At 70.1% G+C, this 26191-nt stretch carries 23 protein-coding genes; 12 read left to right on the top strand and 11 right to left on the bottom strand.

All coding sequences use genetic code 11. The annotated features are described in order from the left end of the window. Positions 1–520 precede the first annotated feature (520 nt). The 6 genes from ACW5EG_RS05795 to ACW5EG_RS05770 all read left to right on the top strand — a co-directional run bounded on the left by ACW5EG_RS05795 (position 521) and on the right by ACW5EG_RS05770 (position 5348). Positions 521–1105: an RNA polymerase sigma factor gene (locus ACW5EG_RS05795; protein WP_457021049.1), complete on the top strand. Its 585-nt coding sequence runs from the start codon at positions 521–523 to the stop codon at positions 1103–1105. Continuing rightward, positions 1102–1632 carry a hypothetical protein gene (locus ACW5EG_RS05790; protein WP_457021048.1) on the top strand — a complete coding sequence of 177 codons (531 nt, stop codon included), beginning with the start codon at positions 1102–1104 and terminating at the stop codon, positions 1630–1632. Before ACW5EG_RS05795 ends, ACW5EG_RS05790 begins: the two co-directional genes overlap by 4 nt. Before the next feature lie 29 nt (positions 1633–1661). Beyond that, entirely contained in the window at positions 1662–2549 is an 888-nt protein-coding gene (locus ACW5EG_RS05785; protein WP_457017796.1) for a DUF4097 family beta strand repeat-containing protein, read from the top strand. An 819-nt stretch (positions 2550–3368) separates the two neighbouring features. Next, entirely contained in the window at positions 3369–3782 is a 414-nt protein-coding gene (locus ACW5EG_RS05780) for a hypothetical protein (RefSeq protein ID WP_457017795.1), read from the top strand. A 25-nt stretch (positions 3783–3807) separates the two neighbouring features. Next, on the top strand, positions 3808–4683 hold the full coding sequence (locus tag ACW5EG_RS05775) for a bile acid:sodium symporter family protein (RefSeq protein WP_457021047.1): 876 nt from the start codon (positions 3808–3810) through the stop codon (positions 4681–4683). Between the two features lie 110 nt (positions 4684–4793). Then, a complete protein-coding gene (locus tag ACW5EG_RS05770; RefSeq protein ID WP_457021406.1) occupies positions 4794–5348 on the top strand; it encodes an NADPH-dependent FMN reductase in 555 nt (184 codons plus the stop codon). A 21-nt stretch (positions 5349–5369) separates the two neighbouring features. Here ACW5EG_RS05770 and ACW5EG_RS05765 read toward each other — a convergent pair whose 3' ends face one another. Then, positions 5370–6707: a dicarboxylate/amino acid:cation symporter gene (locus ACW5EG_RS05765; RefSeq protein ID WP_457017793.1), complete on the bottom strand. Its 1338-nt coding sequence runs from the start codon at positions 6705–6707 to the stop codon at positions 5370–5372. A 263-nt stretch (positions 6708–6970) separates the two neighbouring features. On the opposite strand from ACW5EG_RS05765, the gene ACW5EG_RS05760 reads away from it, so the two are divergent. Both ACW5EG_RS05760 and ACW5EG_RS05755 read left to right on the top strand, forming a co-directional pair. Further along, positions 6971–8659, top strand: coding sequence for an alkaline phosphatase (locus ACW5EG_RS05760; protein WP_457017792.1), 1689 nt, complete (start codon positions 6971–6973; stop codon positions 8657–8659). A 97-nt stretch (positions 8660–8756) separates the two neighbouring features. Beyond that, positions 8757–10391 (top strand): sensor domain-containing diguanylate cyclase, encoded by a 1635-nt coding sequence (locus tag ACW5EG_RS05755; protein WP_457017791.1) that lies wholly within the window; start codon positions 8757–8759, stop codon positions 10389–10391. 19 nt (positions 10392–10410) lie between these two features. On the opposite strand, the gene ACW5EG_RS05750 is transcribed toward ACW5EG_RS05755, so the two are convergent. After that, positions 10411–10860, bottom strand: coding sequence for a CopD family protein (locus ACW5EG_RS05750; RefSeq protein WP_457021046.1), 450 nt, complete (start codon positions 10858–10860; stop codon positions 10411–10413). Positions 10861–10945: 85 nt separating this feature from the next. Between ACW5EG_RS05750 and ACW5EG_RS05745 the strand changes: the two genes are divergently transcribed. After that, positions 10946–11548 (top strand): class I SAM-dependent DNA methyltransferase, encoded by a 603-nt coding sequence (locus ACW5EG_RS05745; protein WP_457021045.1) that lies wholly within the window; start codon positions 10946–10948, stop codon positions 11546–11548. 121 nt (positions 11549–11669) lie between these two features. Then, entirely contained in the window at positions 11670–13004 is a 1335-nt protein-coding gene (locus ACW5EG_RS05740) for a polyhydroxyalkanoate depolymerase (protein WP_457017788.1), read from the top strand. A 22-nt stretch (positions 13005–13026) separates the two neighbouring features. Here ACW5EG_RS05740 and ACW5EG_RS05735 read toward each other — a convergent pair whose 3' ends face one another. The 3 genes from ACW5EG_RS05735 to ACW5EG_RS05725 form a co-directional block, all read right to left on the bottom strand. Beyond that, positions 13027–15300: a CocE/NonD family hydrolase gene (locus ACW5EG_RS05735; protein ID WP_457021044.1), complete on the bottom strand. Its 2274-nt coding sequence runs from the start codon at positions 15298–15300 to the stop codon at positions 13027–13029. Positions 15301–15385: 85 nt separating this feature from the next. Further along, positions 15386–16294: a sensor domain-containing protein gene (locus ACW5EG_RS05730; RefSeq protein WP_457017787.1), complete on the bottom strand. Its 909-nt coding sequence runs from the start codon at positions 16292–16294 to the stop codon at positions 15386–15388. Next, complete coding sequence (locus tag ACW5EG_RS05725; RefSeq protein WP_457017786.1) at positions 16291–16668, bottom strand: PadR family transcriptional regulator; 378 nt, start codon at positions 16666–16668, stop codon at positions 16291–16293. The genes ACW5EG_RS05730 and ACW5EG_RS05725 overlap by 4 nt, the downstream gene beginning before the upstream one ends. Before the next feature lie 119 nt (positions 16669–16787). On the opposite strand from ACW5EG_RS05725, the gene ACW5EG_RS05720 reads away from it, so the two are divergent. Further along, complete coding sequence (locus ACW5EG_RS05720) at positions 16788–17717, top strand: peptidylprolyl isomerase (protein WP_457017785.1); 930 nt, start codon at positions 16788–16790, stop codon at positions 17715–17717. 143 nt (positions 17718–17860) lie between these two features. Then, entirely contained in the window at positions 17861–18163 is a 303-nt protein-coding gene (locus tag ACW5EG_RS05715; protein WP_457017784.1) for a hypothetical protein, read from the top strand. A 133-nt stretch (positions 18164–18296) separates the two neighbouring features. Here the strand turns inward: ACW5EG_RS05715 and ACW5EG_RS05710 are convergent, their stop codons facing one another. The 6 genes from ACW5EG_RS05710 to ACW5EG_RS05685 form a co-directional block, all read right to left on the bottom strand. Beyond that, entirely contained in the window at positions 18297–19253 is a 957-nt protein-coding gene (locus ACW5EG_RS05710) for an aldo/keto reductase (protein ID WP_457021043.1), read from the bottom strand. Positions 19254–19402: 149 nt separating this feature from the next. Beyond that, positions 19403–19753, bottom strand: coding sequence for a GFA family protein (locus ACW5EG_RS05705; protein WP_457021042.1), 351 nt, complete (start codon positions 19751–19753; stop codon positions 19403–19405). Between the two features lie 304 nt (positions 19754–20057). Beyond that, positions 20058–21956 (bottom strand): hypothetical protein, encoded by a 1899-nt coding sequence (locus ACW5EG_RS05700; protein WP_457021041.1) that lies wholly within the window; start codon positions 21954–21956, stop codon positions 20058–20060. After that, positions 21953–24145: a hypothetical protein gene (locus ACW5EG_RS05695; protein WP_457021040.1), complete on the bottom strand. Its 2193-nt coding sequence runs from the start codon at positions 24143–24145 to the stop codon at positions 21953–21955. Before ACW5EG_RS05695 ends, ACW5EG_RS05700 begins: the two co-directional genes overlap by 4 nt. Then, the gene (locus ACW5EG_RS05690) at positions 24142–25293 is read right to left on the bottom strand and encodes a BatA domain-containing protein (protein ID WP_457017779.1); all 1152 of its coding nucleotides are present in this window, start codon (positions 25291–25293) and stop codon (positions 24142–24144) included. The genes ACW5EG_RS05695 and ACW5EG_RS05690 overlap by 4 nt, the downstream gene beginning before the upstream one ends. Beyond that, positions 25290–26189 (bottom strand): DUF58 domain-containing protein, encoded by a 900-nt coding sequence (locus ACW5EG_RS05685; protein ID WP_457018413.1) that lies wholly within the window; start codon positions 26187–26189, stop codon positions 25290–25292. Before ACW5EG_RS05685 ends, ACW5EG_RS05690 begins: the two co-directional genes overlap by 4 nt. Positions 26190–26191: the final 2 nt, after the last annotated feature.

Genomic DNA, 26191 nt, shown 5'->3' with positions numbered 1-26191 from the left:
TTCAAATTAGGCCTCCCCGGGATTGCCGATGCCGCCGTCCGGGCAAGCACCTGCGGCGGCCGACTGCACGGCGGCCGGGCGACGCTGCGGGGCCATGGCGAGTCCTCGAAGATACGTCGCGCGTCACCCGGAGCAACCGCCGGCGGACAGGTTCATGAATCGTGGTGCCCGTGGCGTGCGCTGTTGCCGCGCCCGCCGCATTCGGCCTGCTCGAACTGATGCCCATCCATCCACCGGCCTCCCAACCGGTACAGACACGCGAATCCGCATGGATGCAATCGATTGCACGATAGCAATCGCGTGCCCGATTGCAAGACCCCGGATGGATTCCCTTCGCCCTCGCTGGCGTATCGGGCCTCGACAAAAGCAGCATGGAGGGCCAGCGCCATGCCCTGTTGAAGAACGCGCCGCTTCCGGGCGCGGCAGGCCGGTCGTCGGACGCGCATCGCAGCTTCCGGCTGGCAGGTGCGGCCACTAATCCGCTTTAAACCCTGCCCCGCGCCCCCGCATCGGACTCGATATGCTGATGGCGACGATGAATGCTTCCCTCGACGAGGCCGCAACTGCGGCCGACGTGGACCACGCCCTGGCGCGGGCCTCGGCCGGCGGCGACGTGGCTGCGTTCGAGACGCTGTATCGGCGCCACGCCGGCCGGGTCCACGGCGTGATCCTGCGCCTGGTCGGCCACCAGCACAGCCGCGCGGAGGACCTCACGCAGGAAGCCTTCGTCCGCGCCTGGCAGGCGCTGCCGGGGTTCCGCTTCGAAAGCGCCGTCGGTACCTGGCTGCACCGGCTGGCCGCGAACACCGCGCTGATGGAGCTGCGCAGCCGCCGCAGCGGGCCGATGATCGACAGCGGCGAGGACGTGCTGGACCAGATCGGCACCGGCGACACCGCCGGCCATCGCACCGCCCTGTCGATGGACCTGCAGCAGGCCATCGACAGCCTGCCGCCGCGGGCGCGCGCGGTGCTGGTGCTCTACGACATCGAAGGCTGGACGCACGAGCAGATCGCCACCGCGCTCGAGATGGCGGTCGGCAGTTCCAAGGCACAACTTCACCGCGCGCGCCGGCTGCTGCGCGCGAAGCTGGGAGATCCCGCATGAACGACCGTCGCCACGATCACGACCTGCCCGCCGCGCTGCGCATGCAGCTGCGCGCATTGCGCACCCCCGAGCCGCCGGCGCGCGAACTGTGGCCGGACATCGCCGCGCGCATCGCGGCCCAGCCGCAAGTCCCGGAGGCTTCACCGCGCCGGCACCCGCGCCTGTTCCCCGCCCTGGCCGCAGCCGCTGTTCTCGCGCTGGCCATCGGACTGGGCTGGCAGCTTCAGCCGTCCGGTGCGGAGCCCGCGCAGGCGTCCGCGGTCGCAAACGCGCTGCCGGCCGCCTCGCCAGCCCCACTCGTCATCATGGCGGACGCCATGACGCGCGAGTACCGGGGCGCGCTACGCGAAGTGCCTGCGCCGCGGCCAGCCACGGCCGGCTACGACAGCCTGATCGAACTCGACGCCAGCGCTGCCGCCGTGCGCGAGGCGCTGGCGCAGGATCCCGATGCCTTCTTCCTGCTGCAGCGCCTGCAGCACATCCATGCGCGGCGCCTGGCGCTCACCCGGCAACTTGCCAGCGCCTGAGCGCCACCCATCCTTTCCAGGAGAACTCCATGAAAACCCTGCCCCTGTCCCTCGCCCTGCTGTCGGCCCTGTGCATCGCACCCGCCTTCGCCGCCACTCCCATCAACGAAACCCGTGCGCTGGATCCGCGCGGCAGCATCGACGTGTCCAACCTCAAGGGCCGCATCCAGGTGCGCGCCTGGGACAAGCCCGAGGTCAGGATCACCGGCAGCCTCGGCGACGGCGTCGAGCGCCTGCAGATCGAAGGCGACCGCAACAGCCTCGAGGTCAAGGTGCGCTACCCGCGGAGCAGCAACCGCGCCGAGGCGACCACGCTGATCCTGGACGTGCCGCAGATGGCGGTGCTGGAGATCGACGGTGTCGCGGTCGACATCGACGTGCAGGGCGTCGCCGGCAGCTCGCTCGACATCGAAAGCGTGAGCGGCAGCATCGTGGCCGTGGGCGCACCGCGCGAGGCCGACATCAGCAGCGTCAGCGGCAACCTGCAGCTCAACCTCAACAGCCACAAGGTCGACGTGGAAAGCGTCAGCGGCAACATCGCGCTGCGCGGGCGCATCAGTGGCGAGATCAAGGCCGAGACGGTGTCGGGCGACATTCGCGTCGATACCCGCGGCGAGCCGGCGCGCCGCCTCGACACCAGCAGCGTCTCGGGCAGCGCCAGCTATGTCGGCGGCCTGGCCGAAGGCGGCCGGATCAGCGCCGAGTCGGTCAGCGGCGACATTCGACTGACGCTGCCAAAGTCGCTGTCGGCGCGGGTGCATGGCGAGAGTTTCAGCGGCGGCCTCAGCGCTCCCGGTGCGGCCATCGACAAGCCCAGGTACGGCCCCGGTTCGAGCTTCGAACACACCTACGGGAATGGCGCCGGCGAGATCCGGATGGAGACCTTCTCGGGCCGCGCGGAGCTGGTGCTGGAGTAGTCGCGCGCCTGCGTGGCCACCGGCGTTCGTTGTCTGTCGCATTGTCGTTGGAGCGAGAGATTCCGCCTTCGTCAGATTCCACTTCGTTCGGAATGACAAGCTCTTGTGTCGCGTCCCCGTCGAATTTGTCACCTCGAGCGCAGTGAGAGATCCCACCTTCGTCAGATTCCTCACTATCGTTCGGAATGACAAGCCGTTGTGTTGCGTCGCCGTCGAATTTGTCATCTCGAGCGCAGTGAGAGGTCCCGCCTTCGTCAGATTCCTCACTTCGTTCGGAATGACAAGACCTTGTGTCGCGTCGCCGTCGAATTTGTCATCTCGAGCGCAGTGAGAGATCCCGCCTTCGTCAGATTCCTCACTTCGTTCGGAATGACAAGCCCTTGTGTCGCGTCGCCGTCGAATTTGTCATCTCGAGCGCAGCGAGAGATCCCGCCTTCGTCAGATTCCTCACTTCGTTCGGAATGACAAGCCCTTGTGTTGCGTCGCCGTCGAATTTGTCACCTCGAGCGCAGCGAGAGATCCCGCCTTCGTCAGATTCCTCACTTCGTTCGGAATGACAAGCCCTTGTGTTGCGTCGCCGTCGAATTTGTCATCTCGAGCGCGGCGAGAGATCTCGTTCCGGCAAGTCATCGGCAAGTCATCGGCAAGTCATCGGTGAGTCATTGGCGGGCCATTGAGGGGCCATTGGGAGAGTCCTCAGCCCCACCCAGCCGCTCTCGACCCAGCGCGACAGCAGCACGCATGACGCATCAGGCCCCGATGCTAGTATCCGGCGACCGTCGCGGCCCGCCTGTCGCGACGGTTTTCGGGGGAAGATGCATGGTCCGTTCGACGTTCGCGGTGCTGCTTGGCCTGCTGGCTTCGCTTGCAGCGATCTCGTTGCTGGGCTTCGTTGGCCTGTCGTTGTTCGTGCCCGAAGCGACCGTCCCCGGGACTGAAGAGGAACTCGCGCAGGCGATCGCCTCCCAGAGCGCGGCGGAACTCTTGTGGAAGCTCGCCAGCTGGCTCGCCGCCGCCTTCGCAGGCGCATGGATCGCCGCAAGGATCGCGCGCGCCAATCCGCTGGCGGCAGCGATGGCAGTCGGCCTGCTGCTCTTGGCAGGGCTGGCGTTCGAAACGACATCGCTGCCGTACCCGGCATGGGTGACCGTCGCTGGCGTGCTGCTGCCGCTGCCCGTCGCCTGGTTCGCGGCACGCCTGGCGCGACCGCGCCAACGAACGCCATCTCCCTGACCGACGCTCGCACGGAACCACGCCGATGCAGTCTTCGCCGTTGACCACCCTGCTGCTGCCGCTTGCGCTGGGCGTGATCATGTTCGGCCTGGGGCTGGGCCTGGCCATCGACGACTTCAGGCGGGTCGCACGCTATCCGCGCGCGGTGCTGACCGGGCTCGTGCTGCAAACCGCCGTGCTGCCCTGGGTGGCACTGGGGCTGGCACTGCTGTTCCGCCTGCCGCCGGAGCTGGCGGTGGGACTGATGCTGCTGGCGGCTTCGCCCGGCGGCGCGACGGCCAACATCTACAGCCATCTCGCGCATGGCGATGTCGCCCTCAACATCACCTTGACCGCGATCAACAGCCTGCTGTGCCTGGTCACGCTGCCGGTGATCCTCAACCTCTCGCTCGAATATTTCCTCGGCGCCGGACAGTACGTGCCGCCGCCGGTGCGCAAGATCGTCGAGGTGGCGCTGATCATCGTGCTGCCAGTGGCGATCGGCATGGCGGTCCGCCGCTACGCACCCGGGTTCGCCACGCGCATGGAAAAGCCGGTGCGGCTGCTGTCGGTACTGGTGCTGGCACTGCTGATCGTGGCCGCCGTGGCGCAGGCGTGGAGCACCCTGCTGGCGTGGTTCGCGGTGGTCGGCCTGGCCTGCCTGCTGTTCAACCTCGTCAGCATGGGCACCGGCTACCTGGCGCCGCTGGCGCTGCGGCTGCCGAGGAAGCAGGCCATCGCGATCGGCATGGAGATCGGCATCCACAACGGCACGCTGGCGATCTTCATCGCGCTCAACGTGCTGAGCAATGCGGCGATGTCGGTGCCAGCGGCCGTGTACAGCCTGCTGATGTTCTTCACCGCGGCGGCCTTCGCGCTCTGGCTGAACCGGCGAGGCAAGGGCGACGCTGTCGTCGCCTGAGTAAGCGGCCGCGGCCGCAACGCAGCGTTGCACCCCGACTCGTCGGCATCCACGCCCGCGGCGGGGTCGCGGCAGTACCCTGTCGGCCCCGCCCAACGAGGACCGCCGTCCTGGCCACCTACCGCCTTGCCATCGTCGTCGGCAGCAACCGTCGCGACTCCATCAACCGCAAGCTCGCCGAAGCGATGGCGCGGCTGCTTCCGGACACGTTCGAGGTCAGCTACCCGCGCATCGACGACCTGCCGATGTACAACCTCGACCTGGAGGCAGAACGCCCGGCCGAAGTCGACCGCTTCACCACCGAGATCGCCGCCGCCGATGCCGTTGCCGTGGTCATGCCCGAGCACAACCGCTCGCTGCCCGCGGTACTCAAGAACGCCATCGACTGGGGCTCCAAGCCGATCGGCAGCAACGTCTGGCGCGGCAAGCCGGTTTCGATCACGGGCACCACGCCGGGCGCGATCGGTACCGCGGTCGGCCAGCAGCACCTGCGCCAGATCCTCGGCATCCTCGGGGCCCTGGTCCAGGGCGGCGAGGCCTACATCCAGTTCAAGCCCGACCTCATCGGTGCCGACGGCGACTTCACCAGTGCCGACACACGCGCCTTCCTGCAGGCCTACGTGGACGGTTTCGTCGACCTGGTCACCCGCCTCGTTCCGCGCTGAGCCCGGGGCCGCCTCGGCGACTCAGCCGGGATCCTGCCCGGGCACGTCCTCGATGCCAACATTGCTGGACGCGCGCTCAAAGATCGCGCGGTCCAGCAGCCCCGTCTGCCGGGCCACCAGCACCGGCACCAGCACCTGGCCGGTGACGTTGGTCATGGTGCGCATCATGTCGAGGATGCGGTCGATGGCGTAGAGGATGCCGATCGCCTCCAGCGGCAGACCCGCCGCGCTGATCACCACCGTGGCCATGATCACCGCCGTGCCCGGCACCCCGGCGGTGCCGAAGCTGCCCAGCACCGAGGCCAGCGCGATCAGGACGTACTGCCCGGCCGACAGTTCGATGCCCATGAACTGGGCGATGAACACCGCCCCCAGCGCCGGATAGATCGCGCCGCAGCCGTCCATCTTGATGCTCGCGCCCAGTGGTACGGCGAAGCTGGCGTAGTCCTTGTCCACGCCCAGGTTGTGGGTGGCCGAACTGAGCGACAGCGGCAGCGCGGCGAAGCTGCTCGATGCGACGAACCCGATCTGCATCGCCGGCGCGGCGCCACGCAGGAACTTGAGCGGACTGAGCCCGTGCGCCAGCAGCAGGCCGCCGTAGACCACGATGATGTGGAAGGCGCAGGCCGCGTACAGCGCGATCACGAACTTGCCCAGCGGCACCAGCTGTTCGAAGCCATAGCTGCCCACCAGCGCCGCGATCAGGCCGAAGGTGCCCAGCGGCGTGGCCTCCAGCACGAAGCGCGTGACCTGGATCATCAGCTCGCGGCCCTGGTCGAACAGCGAGCGCAGGCCCACGGTCTTCTCGCCCAGCTTCACCAGCGCGAACCCGAACAGGCCGGCGAAGAAGATCACCTGGAGGATGGTGAAATTGCTGGGCACGATCACGTTCTGGCCATCGCTGCTCTTGCCGGCGCCCAGCGCGGCCAGCGCGCGGAACGGATTCTCCGGCACGATGTTGATCAGCACGTCGAGCGGCCCTGGCACCTCGCGCGGCCGGTAGGTCTCGGCCACCTTGAGGCTTGCCGCGTCCACGCCCAGGCCGGGTTTGAACAACCAGCCGAAGGCCAGGCCCACCGCCACCGCCAGCACCGCGGTGATCGCAAACCACAGGAAGGTGCGCCCCGCCAGTCCCGCGATCGAGCGCTGGCCGGCGAGCGAGCCCACCGCACTGACCACCGCGAAGAACACCAGCGGGATCGCGATCATCTTGATCAGGTTGACGTAGACGGTGCCCAGCGGCCCGAACCAGGTCTGCGCCGCCGGCCCCATCAGCCAGCCCGCAAGCGCACCCAGCACGAAGCCGGCGGCAACGCGCTGCCAGAACGGAATCTTGAGCCAGCGGTGGACGAGAGGCATCTGGATATGCGGCAAACAGCGCCTGGCGGCGAGTGCGCCACCTTATCCGACCGGCCGGGCGGGCGCGACGCGCCGGCTGGAACGCCACGCCGACATTGGCGGGACAGCGGACGCCGGAGGCAATGACCGTAGTCATGGCCCGGACTTGGCCCCACGGCATAATGGCGGGTTACGGGTTGGCGCCGCTTCCCCGCCGTCATCGAGCGACGGGCCCGGAAGCGCTGCCAACCGCCTGGACCCTGCCCTGCCCCACCGGAGCCGCCATGCCCCGCCTGCTGCCCATCGTTCCCGCTCTCCTCACCACCCTGCTCGCGGCCTGTGTCGCCACGCCGCAGCGCGCCACCGCGCCGACCACCTGGACGGTTGACGTTCCCGTGGTCGAGCACCCCGAAGGTGAGACCCCGCAGTGGTGGTACCGCAGCGGCGCCGCCCGCGCAGCGGCGAACGGCGCGATGGCAGGCCGCGCGAAGAACGTGATCGTCTTCCTCGGCGACGGCATGAGCCTGACCACGGTCGCAGCGGCGCGCGTGCTCGAAGGCCAGCGCGCCGGCGGCCCGGGCGAGGAGAACCTGCTGGCCTGGGAGCAATTCCCGCACACCGCTTTTTCCAAGACCTACAACACCGATTCGCAGACCCCCGACTCGGCCGGCACCATGACCGCGATCGCGGCAGGGGTGAAGTCGCACATGGGCGCGATCGGCGTCGCCGCCGGCGCACGCGACGACTGTGCCGGCAGCCTGGATCGCCGCCTCGTGTCGTGGCTGCAGCTGGCCGACAACGCCGGCCTGGCCACCGGCATCGTCAGCACCGCGCGGCTCACCCACGCCACGCCGGCCGCCACCTACGCGCACGCGCCCGACCGCAACTGGGAGAACGACACCGACCTGCCCGAGCCCGCGCGTGCCGCCGGATGCCGCGACATCGCGCAGCAGCTGCTCGACTTCCCCGCCGGCCGTGGCCCCAGCGTGGTGCTGGGCGGCGGTCGCGGTGAGTTCCTGCCGGTGTCGGTGCGCGACCCCGAACTCGACGACAAGGTCGGCCAGCGCCTGGACGGGCGCAACCTGGCGGACGAATGGGTGCAGCGCCGCCCCGACGCCACCTGGGTGTGGAACACCGGCCAGCTGCACGCCGCCAGCGACGCCAGTGCGGTGCTGGGCCTGTTCGAGTACGACCACATGCAGTACGAGCACGACCGCGACCGCAGCGCGGCCGGCGAGCCCGACATCGAGGAAATGACACGCTTCGCGATCGAGCGCCTGTCGCGGGATCCTGGCGGCTACGTGCTGCTGGTGGAGGGTGGCCGCATCGACCACGCCAACCACGAGGGCAACGCCTACCGCGCACTCGACGAAACCATCGCCATGTCGCGCGCGGTGCGCGCCGCGGCGGAAATGACCTCGGCCGACGACACCCTGATCGTGGTCACCGCCGACCATTCGCACACATTGAACTTCGTCGGCTATCCGCGGCGCGGCAACGACATCCTGGGCAAGGTGCGCGGCCGCGTGAACGAGGACGACGACCCCAGCCACTACGCCCGCGACGCCCTCGGCCTGCCCTACACCACCCTGGTCTACGCCAACGGCCCCGGCTACAGCGGCGCCAGCGCGCGCCAGCCGGCCGGTCCCAAGCGCCACCTGCACAGCCCGGGTGGTTTCGAGCCGGCGAGCGGGCGCCCGGACCTGTCCGCGGTCGATACCGCGCATCCGGACTTCATGCAGGAGGCCCTGGTGCCGTTATCGTCCGAGACCCACGGCGGCGACGACGTGGGCATCTGGGCGCGCGGCCCCGGCAGCGACGCGTTCCGCGGCACCCTGGAGCAGCACGTGATCCACCACGTGATCGTCCAGGCCACCCCGGCGCTGCGCGGGCGGCTGTGTGCCGCCGGCGCATGCAACGGCGACGGGGTCCCGGTCGAACTGCCTGATCCGGCGGCCTTCGGCGCGCCCTGAGCCACATCAACCGCCGGACGCGGTTGCAGTCCTTCTCCAAGGGACGCTGTCCGCCAGGCAGGCGACAGCCCCGGACATGCCCCACGAGGTGTTGGCAGTGCAATCGGCAGGAAAATCCCGCTGGCACCACGTAATCGGCCTGGTGCTGGCCTGCCTGGCCGGCATCGCCACCGCCGGTGAAGCGCCGCCTGCACGCGACGGCTTCCTGCTGGCGGGCGCGCCCTCGGCCGAACAGACGCCGATGCGCACCTGCACCCCACTGATGCGCGAGGGCCTGCGCGAGCGGCGGATCGAGGCGCCACCCGGCGGCTGGCCCGGCACGCCACAGGCGATCAACGTGTTCAACGTGCTCTCCGGCGAAGTCATGGTCGCCCTGGGCGACCGCGAGGTCTGCGGACGCATGCATGACGCGCGCACCCGCGACTCGCGCTTCCGCGCCAGCGTGGGCATGGTCGCGGTGCCGCCGGCGGGCAGCCGCGAACCTATCCGCGTCGCCTGGGCCGACCCGCTGCAGCCGGACTGGCATCCGACCGTGGTGCTGGGCGCGCCCAGCCCGGTACAGCAGATGGACACGATGCGGCTGCTGGTGCGCGTGTCGTGTATGGCGATCGGTCTGGCGCTGGCGATGTCGGCGCTGATGGGCTTCGTCGGCACGCGCGACCGCACCTTCCTGCGTCACGCGGGCGTGTGCGTGGTGCTGGTGGCGGGCCAGGCCATCCTCAGCGGCATGAGCGGATATCCGCGGCCCTGGCTGCCGGTGGGCCACCACGAAGCCTGGTGGCTCACCGCATCCAGCGCCTTCACCATCGCTGCGCTGACACATGGCATCTGGAAGCAGTCCGGCGTGGTCGGCGCGCAGCCGCTGCCGCGCACCGCGGTGACCTGGCTGATGCGTGTCGCCATCCTCGCCGGCCTGCTGGTGCCGGTGCTGCCCCTGTCCGCCTTGCGCTGGACCATGTCGGGGCTGGACATGGCCTTTGGCCTGGCCTGCGTGGGCCTGCTGGCGGTGTCCAACCTGTCGCTGCGGCGCGGCGATCGCAGCGCCGTCCTCGGCGCGGTTTCGATCGTCCCGTTCCTGGCGATCATCGTCGCGATGCTGCTCGGCAGCCGGCTGCTGGCCTCCTACCGGATCGAGGTCGTGCAGCTGGCGGTGACCTGGTTCCTGATCGCGATGGGCTACGCCCTGACCCGGCGCTTCGGCCACCTGCGCCGGGCGCACGACGCGATGCGGGTGCTGGCCGCCACCGACGAACTGACCGGACTGCCCAACCGGCGCAGCGGACTGGCGCGGCTGGAGGAACTGTTCCAGCACTCGCGCGACAGCGGCGAGCCGCTGACCGTCGGCTTCCTCGACATCGATCTGTTCAAGCGCATCAACGACGTGCACGGCCACCATGTGGGCGACACGGTGCTGGTGGCGGTATCCGGGGCGCTGGCCGCGTCGATGCGCGGGCACGAGGACGTGGTGCGGATGGGCGGCGAGGAATTCCTGGTGGTGATGCCGGGCGTCCAGCTGGCGGCTGCTGGTCCGCGGCTGGAGCTGATGCGCCGGCGCGTACGCGAGGCCGGCGACTCGCTGGGCATCGAAGGCCTGCAGGTGACCGCAAGCATCGGCCTGGCCAGCCTGCACGACGACGACGAGGATCCGGCCTCGCTGCTGCGCCGCGCCGACGGCGCGATGTACCGCGCCAAGCAGGCCGGACGCGACCGGGTGCTGCTGGCAAGCCAGTAGCACCGCGCTGCCGCGTCGCTCAGAACGGTTTGGCCAGCACCAGCCAGATCACGCCCAGCAGCAGGAACACCGGCACTTCGTTGAACAGCCGCAGCGCCTTGCCCGTGGGCAGCGCGCGCGTATCGGCGCGCCGCAGCCAGCGTCCGCCAACGATGTAGTGCGCCAGCATCAGCGCCACCAGGGTCAGCTTGGCGTGCAGCCAGCCGCTGCCGCTGCCCACCATGGTCGGCAAACCAGGGATCACCCGGTAGCCCAGCCACAGCACCACGCCGGTCAGCAGCGCCAGCCCGAACATCACGTGGCCGAAGCGGTACAGCCGCCTGCCCATCAGCATCAGCCGTGCCCGCACGGCGCGTTCATCGCCGGCCTCGACCAGGTTGATCAGGATGCGCGGCAGGTAGAACGCGGCCGCCACCCAGGCCATCACGAACAGCAGGTGCGCGGACTTGATCCACAGGTAGGCTTGCATGTCGGCGCTCCGTCGGATGCCGCCAACGTCGTCGACGCGGGCGGCGGCGCGCTATTGTAGCCGCCGCTTCCGCAGCCCCGACCCCATGCAAAAGCGCTACGACCAGCACTATTTCGACACCTGGTACCGCCGCCGCGGCATCGGCGGCGCGCAGCGGCTGGCGCGCAAGGTGGCGCTGGCCGTGGCCACCGCCGAATACCATCTCGAGCGTCCGCTGCGCAGCGTGCTCGACATCGGCTGCGGCGAAGGCGCGTGGCGCGCGCCACTGCTGCGGCTCCGGCCCAAGGCGCGCTACCTGGGCTTCGACAGCAGCGAGTACGCCATCGCCCGCCATGGCGCGCGGCGCAACCTGCACCTGGCGCGCTTCGCCGACTTTGCGACGCTGCGGCCGTGTCCGCCGGTCGACCTGCTGGTGTGCAGCGACGTGATGCACTACCTGCCGCTGAAGGAACTCGACCGCGGCCTGCCCGGTCTTGCCGAGCTGTGCGGCGGCGTGGCCTTCCTCGAATGCTTCAGCCGCGAGGACGAGGCCGAAGGCGACAACGTGGATTTCCAGGCGCGGCCAGCCACGTTCTACCGCCGCCGCTTCGCCGCGCTGGGCTTGCGCCAGGTCGGTTCGCACTGCTGGCTGGCACCGGACCTGGCCGACAGTGCCGCCGCCCTGGAACTCGCGCCGCGTGGTGCCTGAACGCGAGTGCCTGAACGCGCCGCCTGAACGCGGCGCACGTCCTCCGCCAGCCCTCGCACAGCCTTGACTGGGGGCCCGTCCCGATCGGTTATGCTGCGACGCAGCAGCCGCCACACACGTGATGCCGATGTTCCTTTACCAGTTCCATGAATTCAACCGCTCCTGGATGGCCCCGCTCACCTACTGGGCCGAGGCGAACGCGAAGGCGTTCTCCACGTCCGGAAGCTGGCTCTCGGGCATGCCCGGTGCCGGGCGCATCTCCGCGGCCAACGAGCTGGTCTACCGCATCGGCAAGGACTACGAGAAACCCGCCTTCGAGATCCATTCGCTCGAATGGGAAGGCGAGGTCTATCCGGTGGTCGAGAAGACGGTGCGTTCGACGCCGTTCTGCAACCTGCTGCGCTTCAAGCGCTACACCGACGACGCGGGCACCATCGGCGAGATGCGCGGGCAGCCATCGGTGCTGATCGTGGCGCCGCTGTCGGGCCACCACGCCACCCTGCTGCGCGACACCGTGCGCACCATGCTGCGCGACCACAAGGTCTACATCACCGACTGGGTCGACGCGCGCATGGTGCCCAAGGACGCCGGCGCGTTCACGCTCGACGACTACGTACACACCATCGAGGACTTCATCCGCCACATCGGTGCGAAGGACCTGCACGTGATGAGCGTGTGCCAGCCCACCGTGCCGGTGCTGGCGGCGATATCGCTGATGGCCGCGCGCGGCGAGCCGGTGCCGCGCTCGATGGTGATGATGGGCGGGCCGATCGACACGCGCGAGTCACCGACCTCGGTGAACAACCTCGCCACGACGAAGCCGCTGTCGTGGTTCCAGAACAACGTCATCCACCGGGTGCCGCAGAACTTCCCCGGCGCCGGACGCCCCGTGTATCCCGGCTTCCTCCAGCACACCGGCTTCATGGCCATGAACCCCGAGCGGCATTTCATGTCGCACTGGGATTTCTACCAGGACCTGGTCAAGGGCGACCTGGACGACGCCGCGTCGCACCGGCGCTTCTACGACGAATACAACGCCGTGCTCGACATGCCGGCCGAGTACTACCTCGACACCATCCGCGTCGTGTTCCAGGAGCACCTGCTGCCGCGCGGGCTGTGGGACGTGGGCGGCGAGCGGGTGGACCCTTCCGCGATCTCCGGCACCGCGCTGATGACTATCGAGGGCGAACTCGACGACATCTCCGGGCTCGGCCAGACCCGCGCCGCGCACGAGCTGTGCACCGCCGTCGCCGAAGACGACCGCCACCACCTCACCGTCAAGGGCGCAGGCCACTACGGCATCTTCAGCGGCCGCCGCTGGCGCGAGCAGGTGTATCCGAAGGTGCGGGATTTCATCGCCGCGAACGTGGCGGGCGATGGCAAGCGCGCACCGGGCGGGCACAAGAGCCGCGCCGGCAAGGCCGCACCGCGCAGGAAGGCTGCCTCCGCGCGCTGAGCGCGCCTCGGCACTTTCCCACTCAGTGCCGCAACGGCACGCGGATCATGCTGTCCGTGTGCCAGTCGACGACCAGCGGTTCGCCTCCGTCCGCAGCGGATTCGTCGCTCACGTCCTTGCCCGTCCCCATGTTGACCTGGTGGTGGCCGTCTTTGAGGACGTCCAGAACCACCAGCAGGCGACTGCCGGCCTGCATGCGCCGGGCCGTCATCCGCGTGCGCTCAAACGGCAGCGTGGTCCACTGGCCCGGCACCAGCAGCTCGCGACGGGTCATGTCGCGCGCGTGGCTGGCGCGGCCGACGTAATACGACAGCTGCATCGCGCTGCCGTCCGGCCGCAGCTCATACAGCAGCACGCTGAAATCGAAATCGCGCTTGCTGCTGCGCACCTTGAGATCGCCTGAGAAGCTGCCAACCACCGAGGTCGGGCGTTCGAAGGGCGCGCTGGCAAACGCGTAGCCGCCGTCGACGTCGATCCGGTCGAGGACGACCGGGTCGGGATAGTAGCCACCGTGTTCGCCGGAGCGGTCGGCGAGATCGACGCGCCTGCTCATCCAGGTCACCCGCTCCGCGGGCGCATCCGACAGCAGCAGGTAGCTGCCAACGGGCGCATCCGACAGATGGAAGGCCACGGGATCTGCCGCGTCCGCGAGCGAGGGTGCATGCCCCCACGCGTCGGCCCCCATCAGCTGGTAGTTGACGCGGTCCCGCAGCAGCGCCGGGCGCTCGCCGCCGCGCAACACGTGGTCAAGCCACTGGAACGTCAGCTCGCGGGTGTCGAACTGCGCGGATGGGTCGAGGTCGTAACCGCGCAGGGACCGGGGCTTGAACGTCGCCTGCGCGCCAAAGTGGTCGTATGGGCCGATCACCAGGTAGTGCGGCGCGTCCGGTCGATGCCGCAGGTGCTCCTTGAAGTACTGCAGCGCAGAGACCTGCCCGTCGTCGTAATAGCCGGTGATGCTGAGGACCGGAATGTCGATCCGCGCGAAGTCTTCGCCGTAGGGCACCATCGCTTGCCAGTACTCGTCGTACGCAGGATGCGTCAGCCAGCGCTGCAGCCATGGATTGGGCGTGCCATCGACGCGGTCGATCTCGCGGTACGGCCGCCCGCTGGCGTACCAGGCCTCGGGCAACCGCTGCCAGCGCTCGCGGTCGAAGTAGGTCGCGGTGTCGAGCAGGCGGTGGTTGGCGACGTAGAACGGCCACGCGTAGTTGGCACTGAGGAATACATTGTTCTCCATCGGCAGGCCGAGTCCGGGAATGGCCGCCACGTAGGGCACGATCGTCTTCAGCGCCGGGGGCATGCGTTTGGTCGCCGCCCAGGCCGCGAATCCGGAGTAGCTGCCGCCGTACATCCCGACGCGACCGTCGCTCCAGGGCTGGCTGGCGATCCATTCCACCGCGGCGGCAGCATCGTCGGCCTCGGTCTCGTACGGCCGGATCGCGTCGACGCCCAGGCGCTTGCCGCGCGCATCGACCACCACGCCCGCATAGCCGCGCGCGGCGGCTTCAACTGCGGTGGCGCGGTTGGCATCGGGATCGGCGTAGATGGTGAACAGCATGGCCGCCGGCTGCGGCACCTGCACCTTGCGGCTGCGCGCGACCACAGCCGACAGCGTCGCGCCCTGCGGAGTGCGGATCAGCGCGCCTTCGTCGATCAGATAGCGCTCATCCTCGTCGGCCCCAACCAAGGCTGGCGCAAGCGTCGTCGCGGCACTGTAGGTCGTGACAAACGCCTGCCTGCGCGCCAGATCCAATGCTTCGTCCAGCCCGATGCGGCTCCTTCCGTGGAGCTGCGCCAGTGCGGCGCGCAGGCTGGCCCGCGCGCCCTCCACATCCGCCACGAACCAGTAGGCGGTGCGCTGCGCCTCCGGATCTTCGAGCCCTCCGAAAAGTTCGCGGAAGGCGTCTGCATAGGCGTCATCGAATTCCCCGTCCACGCCGCCCGCCCGCGCGTACAGGAGGTAGGGCGCCCAACGCCTCGCGCGATCGGCATCGCCGGCAGCCGCCAGCTCGCGCATGACTGCAGCGACCGCCTGCGCCGCTTCCGCCGACTTGCCGGACGCGATCCGCAGATGCGCCAGGCCAGCCGAGGGTACGTCGACCACGCCACGCGCGGCGGCACCGAGCACGTCGCGCGCCAGCACGGCGACGGCCTCAGCATTCGCCTCGTCGTCCCCCGGAACCACGACGGCCATCGGGAACTCGGGGGCGGACGCCCACGCCAGCCATGGGGCGAGCAGCAGCCACAGCATCAAAGCCTGCCCGCGCATGGTCAACCGAAACGGTCCTGCCATCATCGTTCCCTCGCATATATCTCTACTGTGGCCTGCTCAGTCTGCGAGTCGGGCTGCAGCAGGCCAGGCGGCACGCCAGCCAGCCTCATGCGTACTGCGCGGTCTTCACCAGCAGGTGCTTCGCCAGCAGACCGTGCATGCGGCCCATACCGCGCGCGATGTGCAGCGTCGACACCAGAACAAGTGCCCCGATTGCAACCAGAATCGGCAGCAGCCACGGCGCCTCGGCCGGGATGTCCAAGCCAAACAGCCAGACGTTCATGTGCACGCCCGGCAACAGCGCGAACGGACTCAGGATCAGCGACAGCGCGAAGGCCAACAAGCTGATCGTGACGCTGAAGTAGACAATGCCCAGCGGCAGCATCAGCACGAAGTACAGCAACGTGCTCCAGGTGCGCGGATCGGTGAACATGTCGCCGATGCGCTGCCAGACGCTGCGGCCGCGCGCGGTGTACAGCGGCCGCCGCGGCATGCGCTCGCCCAGCATCACCTCGACGATCCTGCCCTCGACCAGCGACAGCACCCGCACCGAGCCGAAGAACAGGATCAGCAGCGGAATGCCGACGATCGTGACCGACAGGCCCAGCGATGTGGAGAAGCCGGCCACCACCCAGGTGAAGTAGAAGATGCCCGTGGCCAGCGACAGCACCATGTAGAACAGCGAGGCGTAGGCGCGCGGGTCGGCGAACACGCCGAAGAAGCGGCCGAGCGCTGACCGGCGCGGGCGCGGCGGTGGTGCACGCAGCGCGGTCTGCACCGTCACTTCGGTGTCGCGATAGATGTCGGCGACCTCGTCCGGCGCGCCGTAGCTCGATGCCACCGCGGCGATGACCTCGGCCTCGCTCCTGCCGGGATTCTCGGCCAGCTCCGAGCGCAGGTATTCCTCGGCGTCGTACAGCGCGTCCTGCACCAGCGCCGGGTCGGCGCCGGCCAGTGAGCGGCGCAGGTGCTCGAGGTATTCGGGAATGGTGGTCGGCAAGCGTTCGCTGTTCATTCGCAGGTCCCCTCCAGGACGGCGTCAACGGAATCGCGGGTTGCACGCCAGGCGGCGGCCCGCACGCGCAGGGCGACGCGCCCTGCTGCGGTGATGCGGTAGTAGCGGCGGGGCGGGCCGGCATCGGACGGTTCGATCGAACTGTCCAGCAATCCGGCAGCCTCCAGGTTGCGCAGCACCGGGTACAGCGCGCTCTGCTTGCCGCTGAGCACGCCGTCGCCGAAGCGCTCCAACCTCTTGGCGATCTGGTAGCCGTACATCGGCTCGCCGGATGCGCCCAGCACGGCCAGCAGCGCCAGCGACACGGTGCCCGCGCTCAGCTCCTTCTGGAACTTGCGCAGCTGTGCCTCTTCCTGTTCGTCGCCGGCCGCCATGCGGTCCTCCCGCCATCTGGAACAGATGCTATTGCGAACTTCGCTATAGCGGATGTGCCATTAGTCCGGGTCGCAGGCGATCGGCCACAATCGCCGCCTCACCCACCCGGGAATGCCGCATGCCCAGCTTCCATCCAGCCATCGCCATCCTTGCCGCCACCCTGGCGCTGCCGCTGACCGCGGCCGAGCCTGGCGCCGTGGCCAAACCGCGCACCACGCAGGAGGTCCTCGATGCCTCGCAGCCGTCCGACTGGCGCACGCCGGCCCCGGAGAACACGCTGTACATGGACCTCGACGCGGGTCGCGTGGTGATCGAGCTGGCGCCGTCCTTCGCACCCGGGCACGTCGCCAACATCCGCACGCTGGCCAGCGAGGGTTTCTGGAACGGCACCAGCATTTACCGCTCGCACGACAACTTCGTGGTGCAGTTCGGCGATGCCGAGGCCGACGACCCGGCGAAGGCGAAGCCGCTCGGCAGCGCGAAGCAGACGTTGCCGGCGGAGTTCGAACGCAGCGCGCGCGGGCTGCCCTTCCATGCCCTGCCCGACCGCGACGGCTGGGCCGCGCAGGTGGGCTTTGCCGACGGCTTCCCCGCCGCGCGCGAAGGCGCCGAAGGCCAGGCCTGGATGGCGCACTGCTACGGCGCGCTCGGCGCCGGCCGCAACATCGCGCCCGACAGCAGCATCGGCGCGGAGCTCTACGTGGTCACCGGGCAGTCGCCGCGCCAGCTCGACCGCAACATCACCGTGGTCGGGCGGGTGCTCAGCGGCATGGAGCTGCTCAGTGCGATCGACCGCGGCCCGCCGCCGATGGGTGTCTACGAGGACGCGGCGCAGCGCACCCCGATCAAGGCGGTCACGCTGGCATCGCAGCTGCCCGAAGCGCAGCGCGAGCGCATCGAGGTGCTGCGTACCGATACGCCAACGTTCGACGCGCTGGTGGAATCGCGTCGCAACCGCAGCGACGATTTCTACCACCGCCCGGCCGGCCACATCGACCTGTGCAACATCGCGGTCCCGGTGCGCACGCCGGACGGCGACCAGGGCTGACGCGAAGCCGGGAGTGGCGTCAGCGCCAGGCCGGGTTCGGGATGCGGCGCCGGTCGGCGGGATGTATCGAACGCCGCATCCTCACGCCGCGTTTGCCAAGGCCTGCCTAGTCTGCCTTCGCCCCCTACAGCCGAGAGATCGTGATGGCCCTGCTCCGCCTCCGCATCGTCAGTTCCGAAGACAACGTCCGCGCGATCATGAACCTGCTGCAGAGCCTGGAGGGGATCGAGCACGTCGAGGAAGTGGCCGACCTGATGCCGCGCATGGACGATCCCGATTCCAGCTCCGCCGGCCTGCACGATTCGCGCGGTGCCGATACGCACGAAGTGGAAGTCGAAGTGCCCAATGCCGCCACTGCGCGCAAGGTGCGCGATGCGGTGGAAGCGATGGCTTTCGACCTTGATGCCTTCGTCGAGATCGACGACCAGGAGGAGGGGCGGGAGTAGCCTGCCGCTGCGGTGGCGGCTCAGGCCGCGAACATGGCGTCGGGGGCGTGCATCGCTGCGGAGGTCGCGGCTGAAGCCGCTCCTGCAGAGGAGGGACCACGCGGGCGATTGATTCATCGCCCGCGGTCGACATTCAGCCCGCCGCCGGCAGCGCGTCGGTGTACTCGGCCATGCGCTGGCGCTGCGCCGCATCGGGCAGGCGCCCGCGTCCGGCGCCGAGATTGTCCGCCATGTGGCGTGCCTTGCTGGTGGCCGGCGTCACGCAGGTCACGGCTGGATGCGCGGCCACGTACTTGAGCATGAACTGCGCCCAGGACTGGGCGTCGAACTCCGCCGCCCAGTCCGGCAGCGGACGCTCGCCGATGCGTTGCCACAGGCGCGTGCGGCCGAACGGCAGGTACACCAGCACGCCGATCTTCCGTTCCTGCGCCAGCGGCAGGATGGTTTCCTCGACGTCGCGATTGTCGACCGCGTAGTCGACGCCGATGAAGTCGATCTCCTCGTTGCGCATGATCTCGACCAGCCGCGGATAGGCCGGCTTGCTGGTCGACGTCACGCCGACATAGCGCACCCGCCCCTCGGCCTTGAACTCCCGCAGGATCCCGAGCTGCGTCGGCACGTCGGCCAGGTTGTGCACCTGCACCAGGTCCAGCTGCTGCTTGCCGAGGCGCTTGAACGAGGTTTCGATCTGCTCGCGCGCCTTGGCGGGATCGGCCTCCGCGTCGGCTTCGCGGCCGGCGACATTGACCTTGGTGGCCCAGAACATGCGGTCGGTGATGCCGAGTTCGCGCGCGAGTTCGCCGGCGACTTCCTCGGACGCGCCATAGGAGGGCGCGGTATCGAACACCGTGCCACCGCCGGCGACCAGCGCCTGCAGCACTTCGCGCAGCGCCGAGGTGTCCTCGCTGCGCGCGATCTGCGAGAAGGTGGCCGAACTTCCCAGGCCGATCAGCGGCAGTTGCTCGCCCGAGGAGGGGATCGCACGGGTGAGCAGCTTGCCCTCGTCGGCGGCCAGCAGGCGACCGTGCGGAAGGGTGGCCGCCAGCGCGGCTGCAATCGAGAATTTCAGGCAATCGCGGCGCGTGGTCATCGTTGGTTCCTCGGCGGTGCAGATGGCTGTGACGCGAGTCTGGCGCGTTGGGGACGATGGTTCAAACCCGGGGACGGCGAAGTCCTATCCCCCTTCCCCGCACGGGCCTGCGGGCGAGCGCACCGGCCTGAAACGATGCCTGCGCCGGGTCAGTGGCTCGCGCCGTCCACGGCCAGCACCTGGAGCGTGGCCAGGTCGACCTCCGGCAGGCAGCGCACGTTGACCATGGTCATCGCCGCGCCGTCGCCGCCCTTGCCTTCGCTGAAGGGCGCGATGCCGCAGTGCGCGCAGAAGTGATGGTCGATCGCCTCGCGGTTGAAGCGGTAGGTGGACAGGTTGTCCTCAGGCGTCGTGAGCGTCAGCGCCTCACGCGGGAACGCGGCAAGCAGCGCGCCACGGCGCCGGCACATCGAACAATTGCAGTCGATGACCTGGCCGATCTCGCCGTCCAGCTCGAACGTGATCCTGCCGCAGTGGCAGCTGCCCTGGTACTTCGCCATGGTGCGCACCTCGCTGGGAACCGGCCACGAGGATACGCGCGACGTGCAAGGCTGTCGTAACCGCGCGCGCGTCGATGAGGCCGTAGGATGCCTGCAGGATGCCTGTGCAGGAGCGGCTTCAGCCGCGATCGACGACGCGTCGCCGCCCGTTCGCGGCTGAAGCCGCTCCTACAGGACGGTGAGATCGCGGATGCGATTACGAACGCGGTCGTCAGCCACTGCGCCACGCTTCCACGGCATTATTAGCCGTCATCCCGGCGAAAGCCGGGATCCATTGTGCTTTCCCGCAAGCAACGAAGCAGGATCAAGATGGATCCCGGTGTTCACCGGGATGACGGGGGACCTCTCCCCCGTCTACCGGCCCGCTCGCCGCCAGGCCCACGCGCGAGCGCTCCAGCCACCAGGCGAGCCCGGCCAGCAGCAGCCACAGCAGGAACCATGGCCATGCCGGCCCAGGCTGACCTGGAGCCCGCACTGGCGAAGCAGACGTGGTCTTCGCGTCTGTCTTCGCGTCTGTCGCCGATGGAGACGCAGCAAGTGCAAGCGTGGCATCGCGCAGCGCGGCAAGGCGCATGGGTTCGTCCGCGTCGGCGGCAGCGACATGGAACCACCGCTGCGCATCGTCCAGCCGCAGCTGGTGCCAGCCGTCGACGCTCGGCCAGATGCCGGCGCAGCTGCGGCTGCCGCTTGCCGGGTCGACGAGCGGCCGCAACACGCTGCCGTCGGCTACCTCGACGGTCGCGCCGGGCGGCCAGCCACAGACGCTTATCCGCTCGCCAACCCGGGCGCCTGCATCGATCACCGGTAAGTTGTCGGTACGCGCCCGCGCAAGCGTGGCGACGACCGGGCTCCAGATATCGTCGTACAGATCCGCGCGGCCGTGCAGCGGCAGCACGTAGCTGTCGAGCAGGGTCCACAGGCCGATCCGACCGCGTCCCTCGGCGCGCCACCAGCCAGGCGGCATTCCGTCGCCGGGCGCGAACGCGACGGCCTGCTCGCCCTGCACGCGCCATCCGCGCCGCGCGAGCGCAGGCAGCGGCGCCTGCGCCTGTTCCAGGTCGAAGGGCGCGTCGCGGCTGCCGCTGCCGAGCCGTGCACGCAGCGCTGGTTCGTCATCCACCCGCGCAGGCGGCAGCGCCCAGGGCGCACTGCCCGCGCCGCCGGCGATCGTGAAGCCCTTGCCGTTCACGCCGCGCAGCGACGCCCCGGGCAGCGTGGTATCGGCGCGCAGCAGCAGCCCCATGCCTGCGCGGACCGAAGCCAGGACGCGGACGCGGCCACCCTCGCCCAGGCCGGACCAGGCGCGCGCGTCGGCGATCACCAGATCGGCTTCGGCCAGCGCCGCCTCGCCCAGCGGCGCGGAACCCAGCTGCAGGCCGCCACCCAAGGCGATGCGGGCCTGCACCTGCGCGCCGGCATCAACCAGCCAGCGCCGCAGCGCGCGCGTTTCCGGACCGGGTGCGCCGGCCAGCAACAGCACGCGCGGCGGCGTGGCCGCTTCGATCCACAACGGCGCAGCGACCTGCGAGAGCGTCGCGCCATCCGCATCGACAAGGCGCAGCTCGAACCGCGCCGCGCCGGCTTCCATTGCGATGCCGCGCACCAGGAAACGACCGTCGTCATGCAGCGGCACGGCATCGACGCGTCGACCAGCCGGATCGCGCAGCTCGATGTTGCCGGCAGCAACGGCCTCGACCTGGCCGGCGATCGCGAAACTCGCGCCACGGGTCACGCGTTGCGGCATCGCCAGGTGCACGATGCCCGGCGTCAGTGGCGGCGGCGCGAACGCGATCGACACCGTGCGCGCGGCATCACGGTCGCGCGCGGTCAGGCCCGCACCCAGCACCTGCACGCGCGTGCTGCCGGGATGCCGGCGCAGCGCGGTGGCAAGATCGGGCACGCGCGGCACGTCACCGGCCTCGCCCGCTTCCGGCAGCGCCAGCACGATGCCATCCGCGCGCGCGGCGTCCGCAGCGCTCGCGCCCTCGGTGAGCAGCACCAGCGCGACGGGATCGACGTCGCGTTGCGGCGGAAACAGCGTCAGGTACAGCGCGCCCGCCAGCAGCGGCTGCAGGACCAGCAGCGCGAGCAGGCGCCAGGCGCGCGGCCCGCGCGGATCAAGCCTGTGCGCGTGCCACAGCCGCACCGCGCCCGCGACCACCGCTAGCGCCAGCACCAGCAGCACCCACTGCTGCAGGTTCATGGCGTGTCCTCGCTGGCGTGCAGCGCATCGAGATAGCGGCGCGACATGGCATCGTCCGCGCGCGGTGCGAACCCGCCGGCCGGGCGCGGCATCGCGCTCCACAGCAGGCCGCGCAGCGTTTCGCGACAGCTGTCGCAGCCCGGATCCTGGCGCAGTGCGTCGATGGCGGCGATCCAGGCGAGCGGGTCCTCGAGCCGGTCGCGGCCTGCGTCGGCCCAGGCCTCCAGCCCGTCGAGCGTGGCCGGCAGCGTGTCCGCCGGCGCGCCCTCCAGCGATTGCCAGGCGGCCGCCAGCGCGTCCTCGCCTGCGGGCGCGGTGAGTGCCGGCAGCGGGCGATTGCGCAAGCCGCTGCGATCACCGCCCAGGCGGCGCGATTCGTCGATCGGCGGCAGTTTCGTGCCCACCCGCTGCAGGTAGATGCGCTCTGCCTGCTGCACCTGCTTGATCAACTCCAGCGCGCGATGGGCGTACGGCAGCGCTTCGCCGGGCGCGGCCTGGCGCAGGTGCAGTTCGGACTGCCACATCTCACCGAGGGCCTTGCGCAGGGTTTCCCGCGTTTCCGGATCGAGCAGGGTCGCAGCCTCGGCGATGTCGTGGGTGTGGCCGAACTGCTCGAGCACGTTACCCACGGTGCCGAAGCCACCGGGTTGCGCGGCGCCGGGCTCGCCGTGATCGTGGCCGTGTTCCTGTTCCGGTCCATCGTCCTTCGCGTGCGCACCGTCCGCATCATCCTCATGCCCGTCGGCGGCCGGCAGGTCGCTGGTGGGCAGGTCGCTGGTCGGCAGGGCGTTGTCGCCCTCGCTCTCCTCGCCGAGGAACTGGCCGTAGCGCAGGCGCAGCAGGCGCTGGTCGACGCCGATCAGGTCCGAGCGTCGTTCGAACTCGTCGCTGGCGAGCCGCGCCTTCTCCTTCAGCAGCGCTTCGGCGTCGATGATGATCTGGCGCTGGCTGCGGAAATACGCCGGCAGCACCTGCCGCGCGAGCCCGTCCAGGCCTTCGGCGCCAAGCACCGGCTCCGGCGGCCAGCGCAGGATCACGCTTGCGCTGCGGGTGAGCTGCGGCTGTGGCGCGCGGTTGTCGGTCACCTCCAGCCGCGCGACCAGGTCCTCGCCGCGCTGCAGGCCGAAGTCCGACGGCTGCAGCCGCACCTCGAAGCGTTTGCTGCGCGCGTCGCCGCGGCCCTGCAGCACGCGCACGTGGTCGTGGAAGCGGATGTTTTCGCCAGTGCCTTCGGTGCGCGTGACCAGCAGGCGCGCGCGCGCGGCCACGCCATGATCGTCGGTAGCTTCGAACTGCAGCTGCCAGTCGCGCTGGCCTGGGGCCAGCAATGTCAGGCCGCGCTCGGGCAGCAGGACGCGCACGCGCGGCGGCTGGTCGGGGATCGCATCGAGGCGGTGCAGCGGCAAGGAGCCTGCATCAGCGACACTGGCAGGCACCACGCGATACAGCGTGGAGGCCTGCAGCACGTGGTCGGCGATCCAGGCTTCGCCTTCCCGCCGCAGTGCGATGCGCTCGCCGTCATGGAAGACCAGCTCGACGGCTGCGGGCTGCGGCGCGTAGCGCAGCATCCACTGCAGCGTGCTGCCGGCGGGCGCCTGGGCGTCCAGCGATTGCGTTGTCGCGGGAGCCAGGCCGGTGTAGCCGGGCGGCTGCACCTGCAGCGACTGCGCCAGCAGGCGCGGCTCTTCCGCCGCCTGCGCGCTGCGCAGCGGAATCGCCGCGGCGACGGACGACGGGCGCGATGCCGGCCACAGCGCAACGAAGATGCACACCGCCACCACCGCCAGCCATGCGATGGCGATCGCACGTATCGACCACGATGGGCGCAGGTCGGGCGCGGGACGCTCGCGCAGGCGCTGCTCGAGGCGATCGCGCTGCAGGCGCTGCAGCGCCGACAGCGACGCCGGGTCTGCGAACACAAGCGCGCTGCTGTCGTCGAGGTCGCGACGCGACGCATCCAGTCGCCGCGCCAGCCAGCTGCGGTTGAAGCGGCGCAGCCGCTGCACGACCGATGCGACGATCGCGAGCAGCGCCAGCGTGGCCACGGCGAGTGCAGGCGTCGTCCCAGCCCAGCGCCACAGCAGCGCGGCCAGCGCGAACGGCAGCGGAAGCCAGGCAAGCAGCGCATCGAGCGCGATGCGGCGGCGGACGCGGCGCAATACCTGGTCGAGCGCGGCAGTGGCACTCATGCGGCCGCTCCGCGCCGGCGCGACGTCGCCAGCCAGCGCTCCAGCAGTGCCAGCAGCGCGATCGCAAGCGCAAGCCAGGGCCTCAGGTCCAGCGGCACCGGCGCCATCGCAAGCCCGCCCGTGCCGGGCACGTAATCGGCCGCGGCAACCGCGGTCGGCGCGGGTGCGGGCTGCAGCAGCTCACGCAGCGCATGCGGGAACGTCGGCTCGAGCAGTTGCGGCATCGCCCCGGGTGCAAGCGCGTGCGCCAGCTGCAGCAACCGGCCCTTGCCGGCCTGTGTCGCATGCACAAGCGGATCGCCATCGTCGTCGCGCCAGACAGCCACCGGCGCACTGCCGCCCGCAATCTCCGCATCAGCCGGCAGCAGCACCTGGCCGCCTGCCTGCGCCCAGTGCAGGACATCGTCCGGCAGCGGTCCTGCATGCATCCACGCCAGGACCTCGGCGTTCTCCGCGGGCAGGTTCGTGGACTCGGCCGCATCGATCGTCGCGTCCTCTGCGTCCGCCCACGCCAGCGCCGCCGCGCGCAGGTAGCGCACCCCGTCACGATGCGCGACGTCGTGCCGGATCGCGATCTTCGGCGCCTTGTCCGCCATCGGCTCGGGCCAGGCGCCACCGGCGGCGATCCGCCACTCGACTTGGCGCGTGAGCTGCAGGCGCGCTGCATCCGCACCGGTCATGCGCTCAGGCACCAGCACCGCGAGCGGCGCAGCCGTCGGCAGCGTCGCGTCGAACTCACGCAGCAGGCTTGCGCTCGCGAAGTCGCCCAAGGGCGCGGCCCCGTCCAGCGCTGGAAAGCCGGGCGCCAGCCAGCGCGCATCCACCTCCGGATCGGCGCGCGCGGCCAAGAGCATCGCGTCATCGACACCGGGCGCCACCAGCAGGCGCGGGCGCTTGTCCTCGACGCCCAGCAGTGCGGGCTGCGCGAGCAGCACCGCCAGCAGCGCCACCAGCAGCAGGCGCACCGCAAGCAGCCAGGGTTCGTCGATGCGGACCCGCCGCCGCGGCCGCGGCCGTGCGCGCAGCCAGCGCAGGGCGGCGAACACGGTGGGCCGCTGCTGCTGGCGCTTTGCAAGATGGATCAGCAGCGGCAGCGCCAGCGCTGCGAGCGCGGCCAGTCCGGCAGGCAACAGCAGCATCGGATTCATGCGTCCGCGCCGCCCGGGCCCGCCGCGAACAACTGGTGCAGCGGCTGCAGCAGCGGTTCGTCGAGCACGTGCACGGCGTGGCGGATGCCGGCCTGGCCCAGCCGCGCATGCAGGGACCGCTGCGCCTCGCCAAACCGAGCGAGGAATTCCGTGCGCAGCGCGCGTGCGTCGCCGGGCATCGCCTCGCCGGTTTCCGGATCGATGAAGCGGCGTCCGTCGTCGAACGGAAAGTCGCGCTCAGCCACGGCCAGCAGCTGGATTGCCAGCACTTCGCGGCGTGCGGCAGACAGCCGCGTCGCAAGGCCGGGCACCGCCGGATCGAGGAAGTCGCCCAGCACCACCACCAGGTCGTCGGCGGCGATGCGATCCCAGACCGGGCGCAGGCGTGATTCATCGGGCACGCCGCCACCGGCGCGGATGCGTGCGAGCTCGAACAGCAGCCGCTCGCGCTGGCGGCTGCCCGCCGCCGCAGGTACGAAGGACAGCGCATCCTCGCGCAGCGCGATCAGTCCAACGCGATCGCCCTGGCGCAGCGCAACCTCGGCGATGCAGGCCGCCAGCGCCTTGCCCGCATCCAGGCGCGACCAGTCCGGCCGCGTCTCGTCTGCCTGCGTCATCGAGGCGCTGGCGTCGAGCATGATCCACACCGCAAGCGGGCTGTCGCGCTCGGCCTCGCGCACGAAGAATCGGTCGCTGCGCGCGTACAGCTTCCAGTCGATGCGACGCGGCTCGTCGCCCGGCTCGTAGCTGCGGTACTGCGAGAATTCCAGCCCCGCGCCCTTGTCGCGGCTGCGGTGCTGGCCGCCGCCGCGCAGCGCACTGCTGCGCCGCGAAGCAATGCGCAGCCCGCGCAGTTGCGCGCGCAAGCCCGGCGTGACGGGATCCCAGGCCACGATCG

This window comes from Luteimonas sp. A611, assembly GCF_054072715.1.
This window is presented reverse-complemented; position numbering and strand designations above follow the sequence as displayed.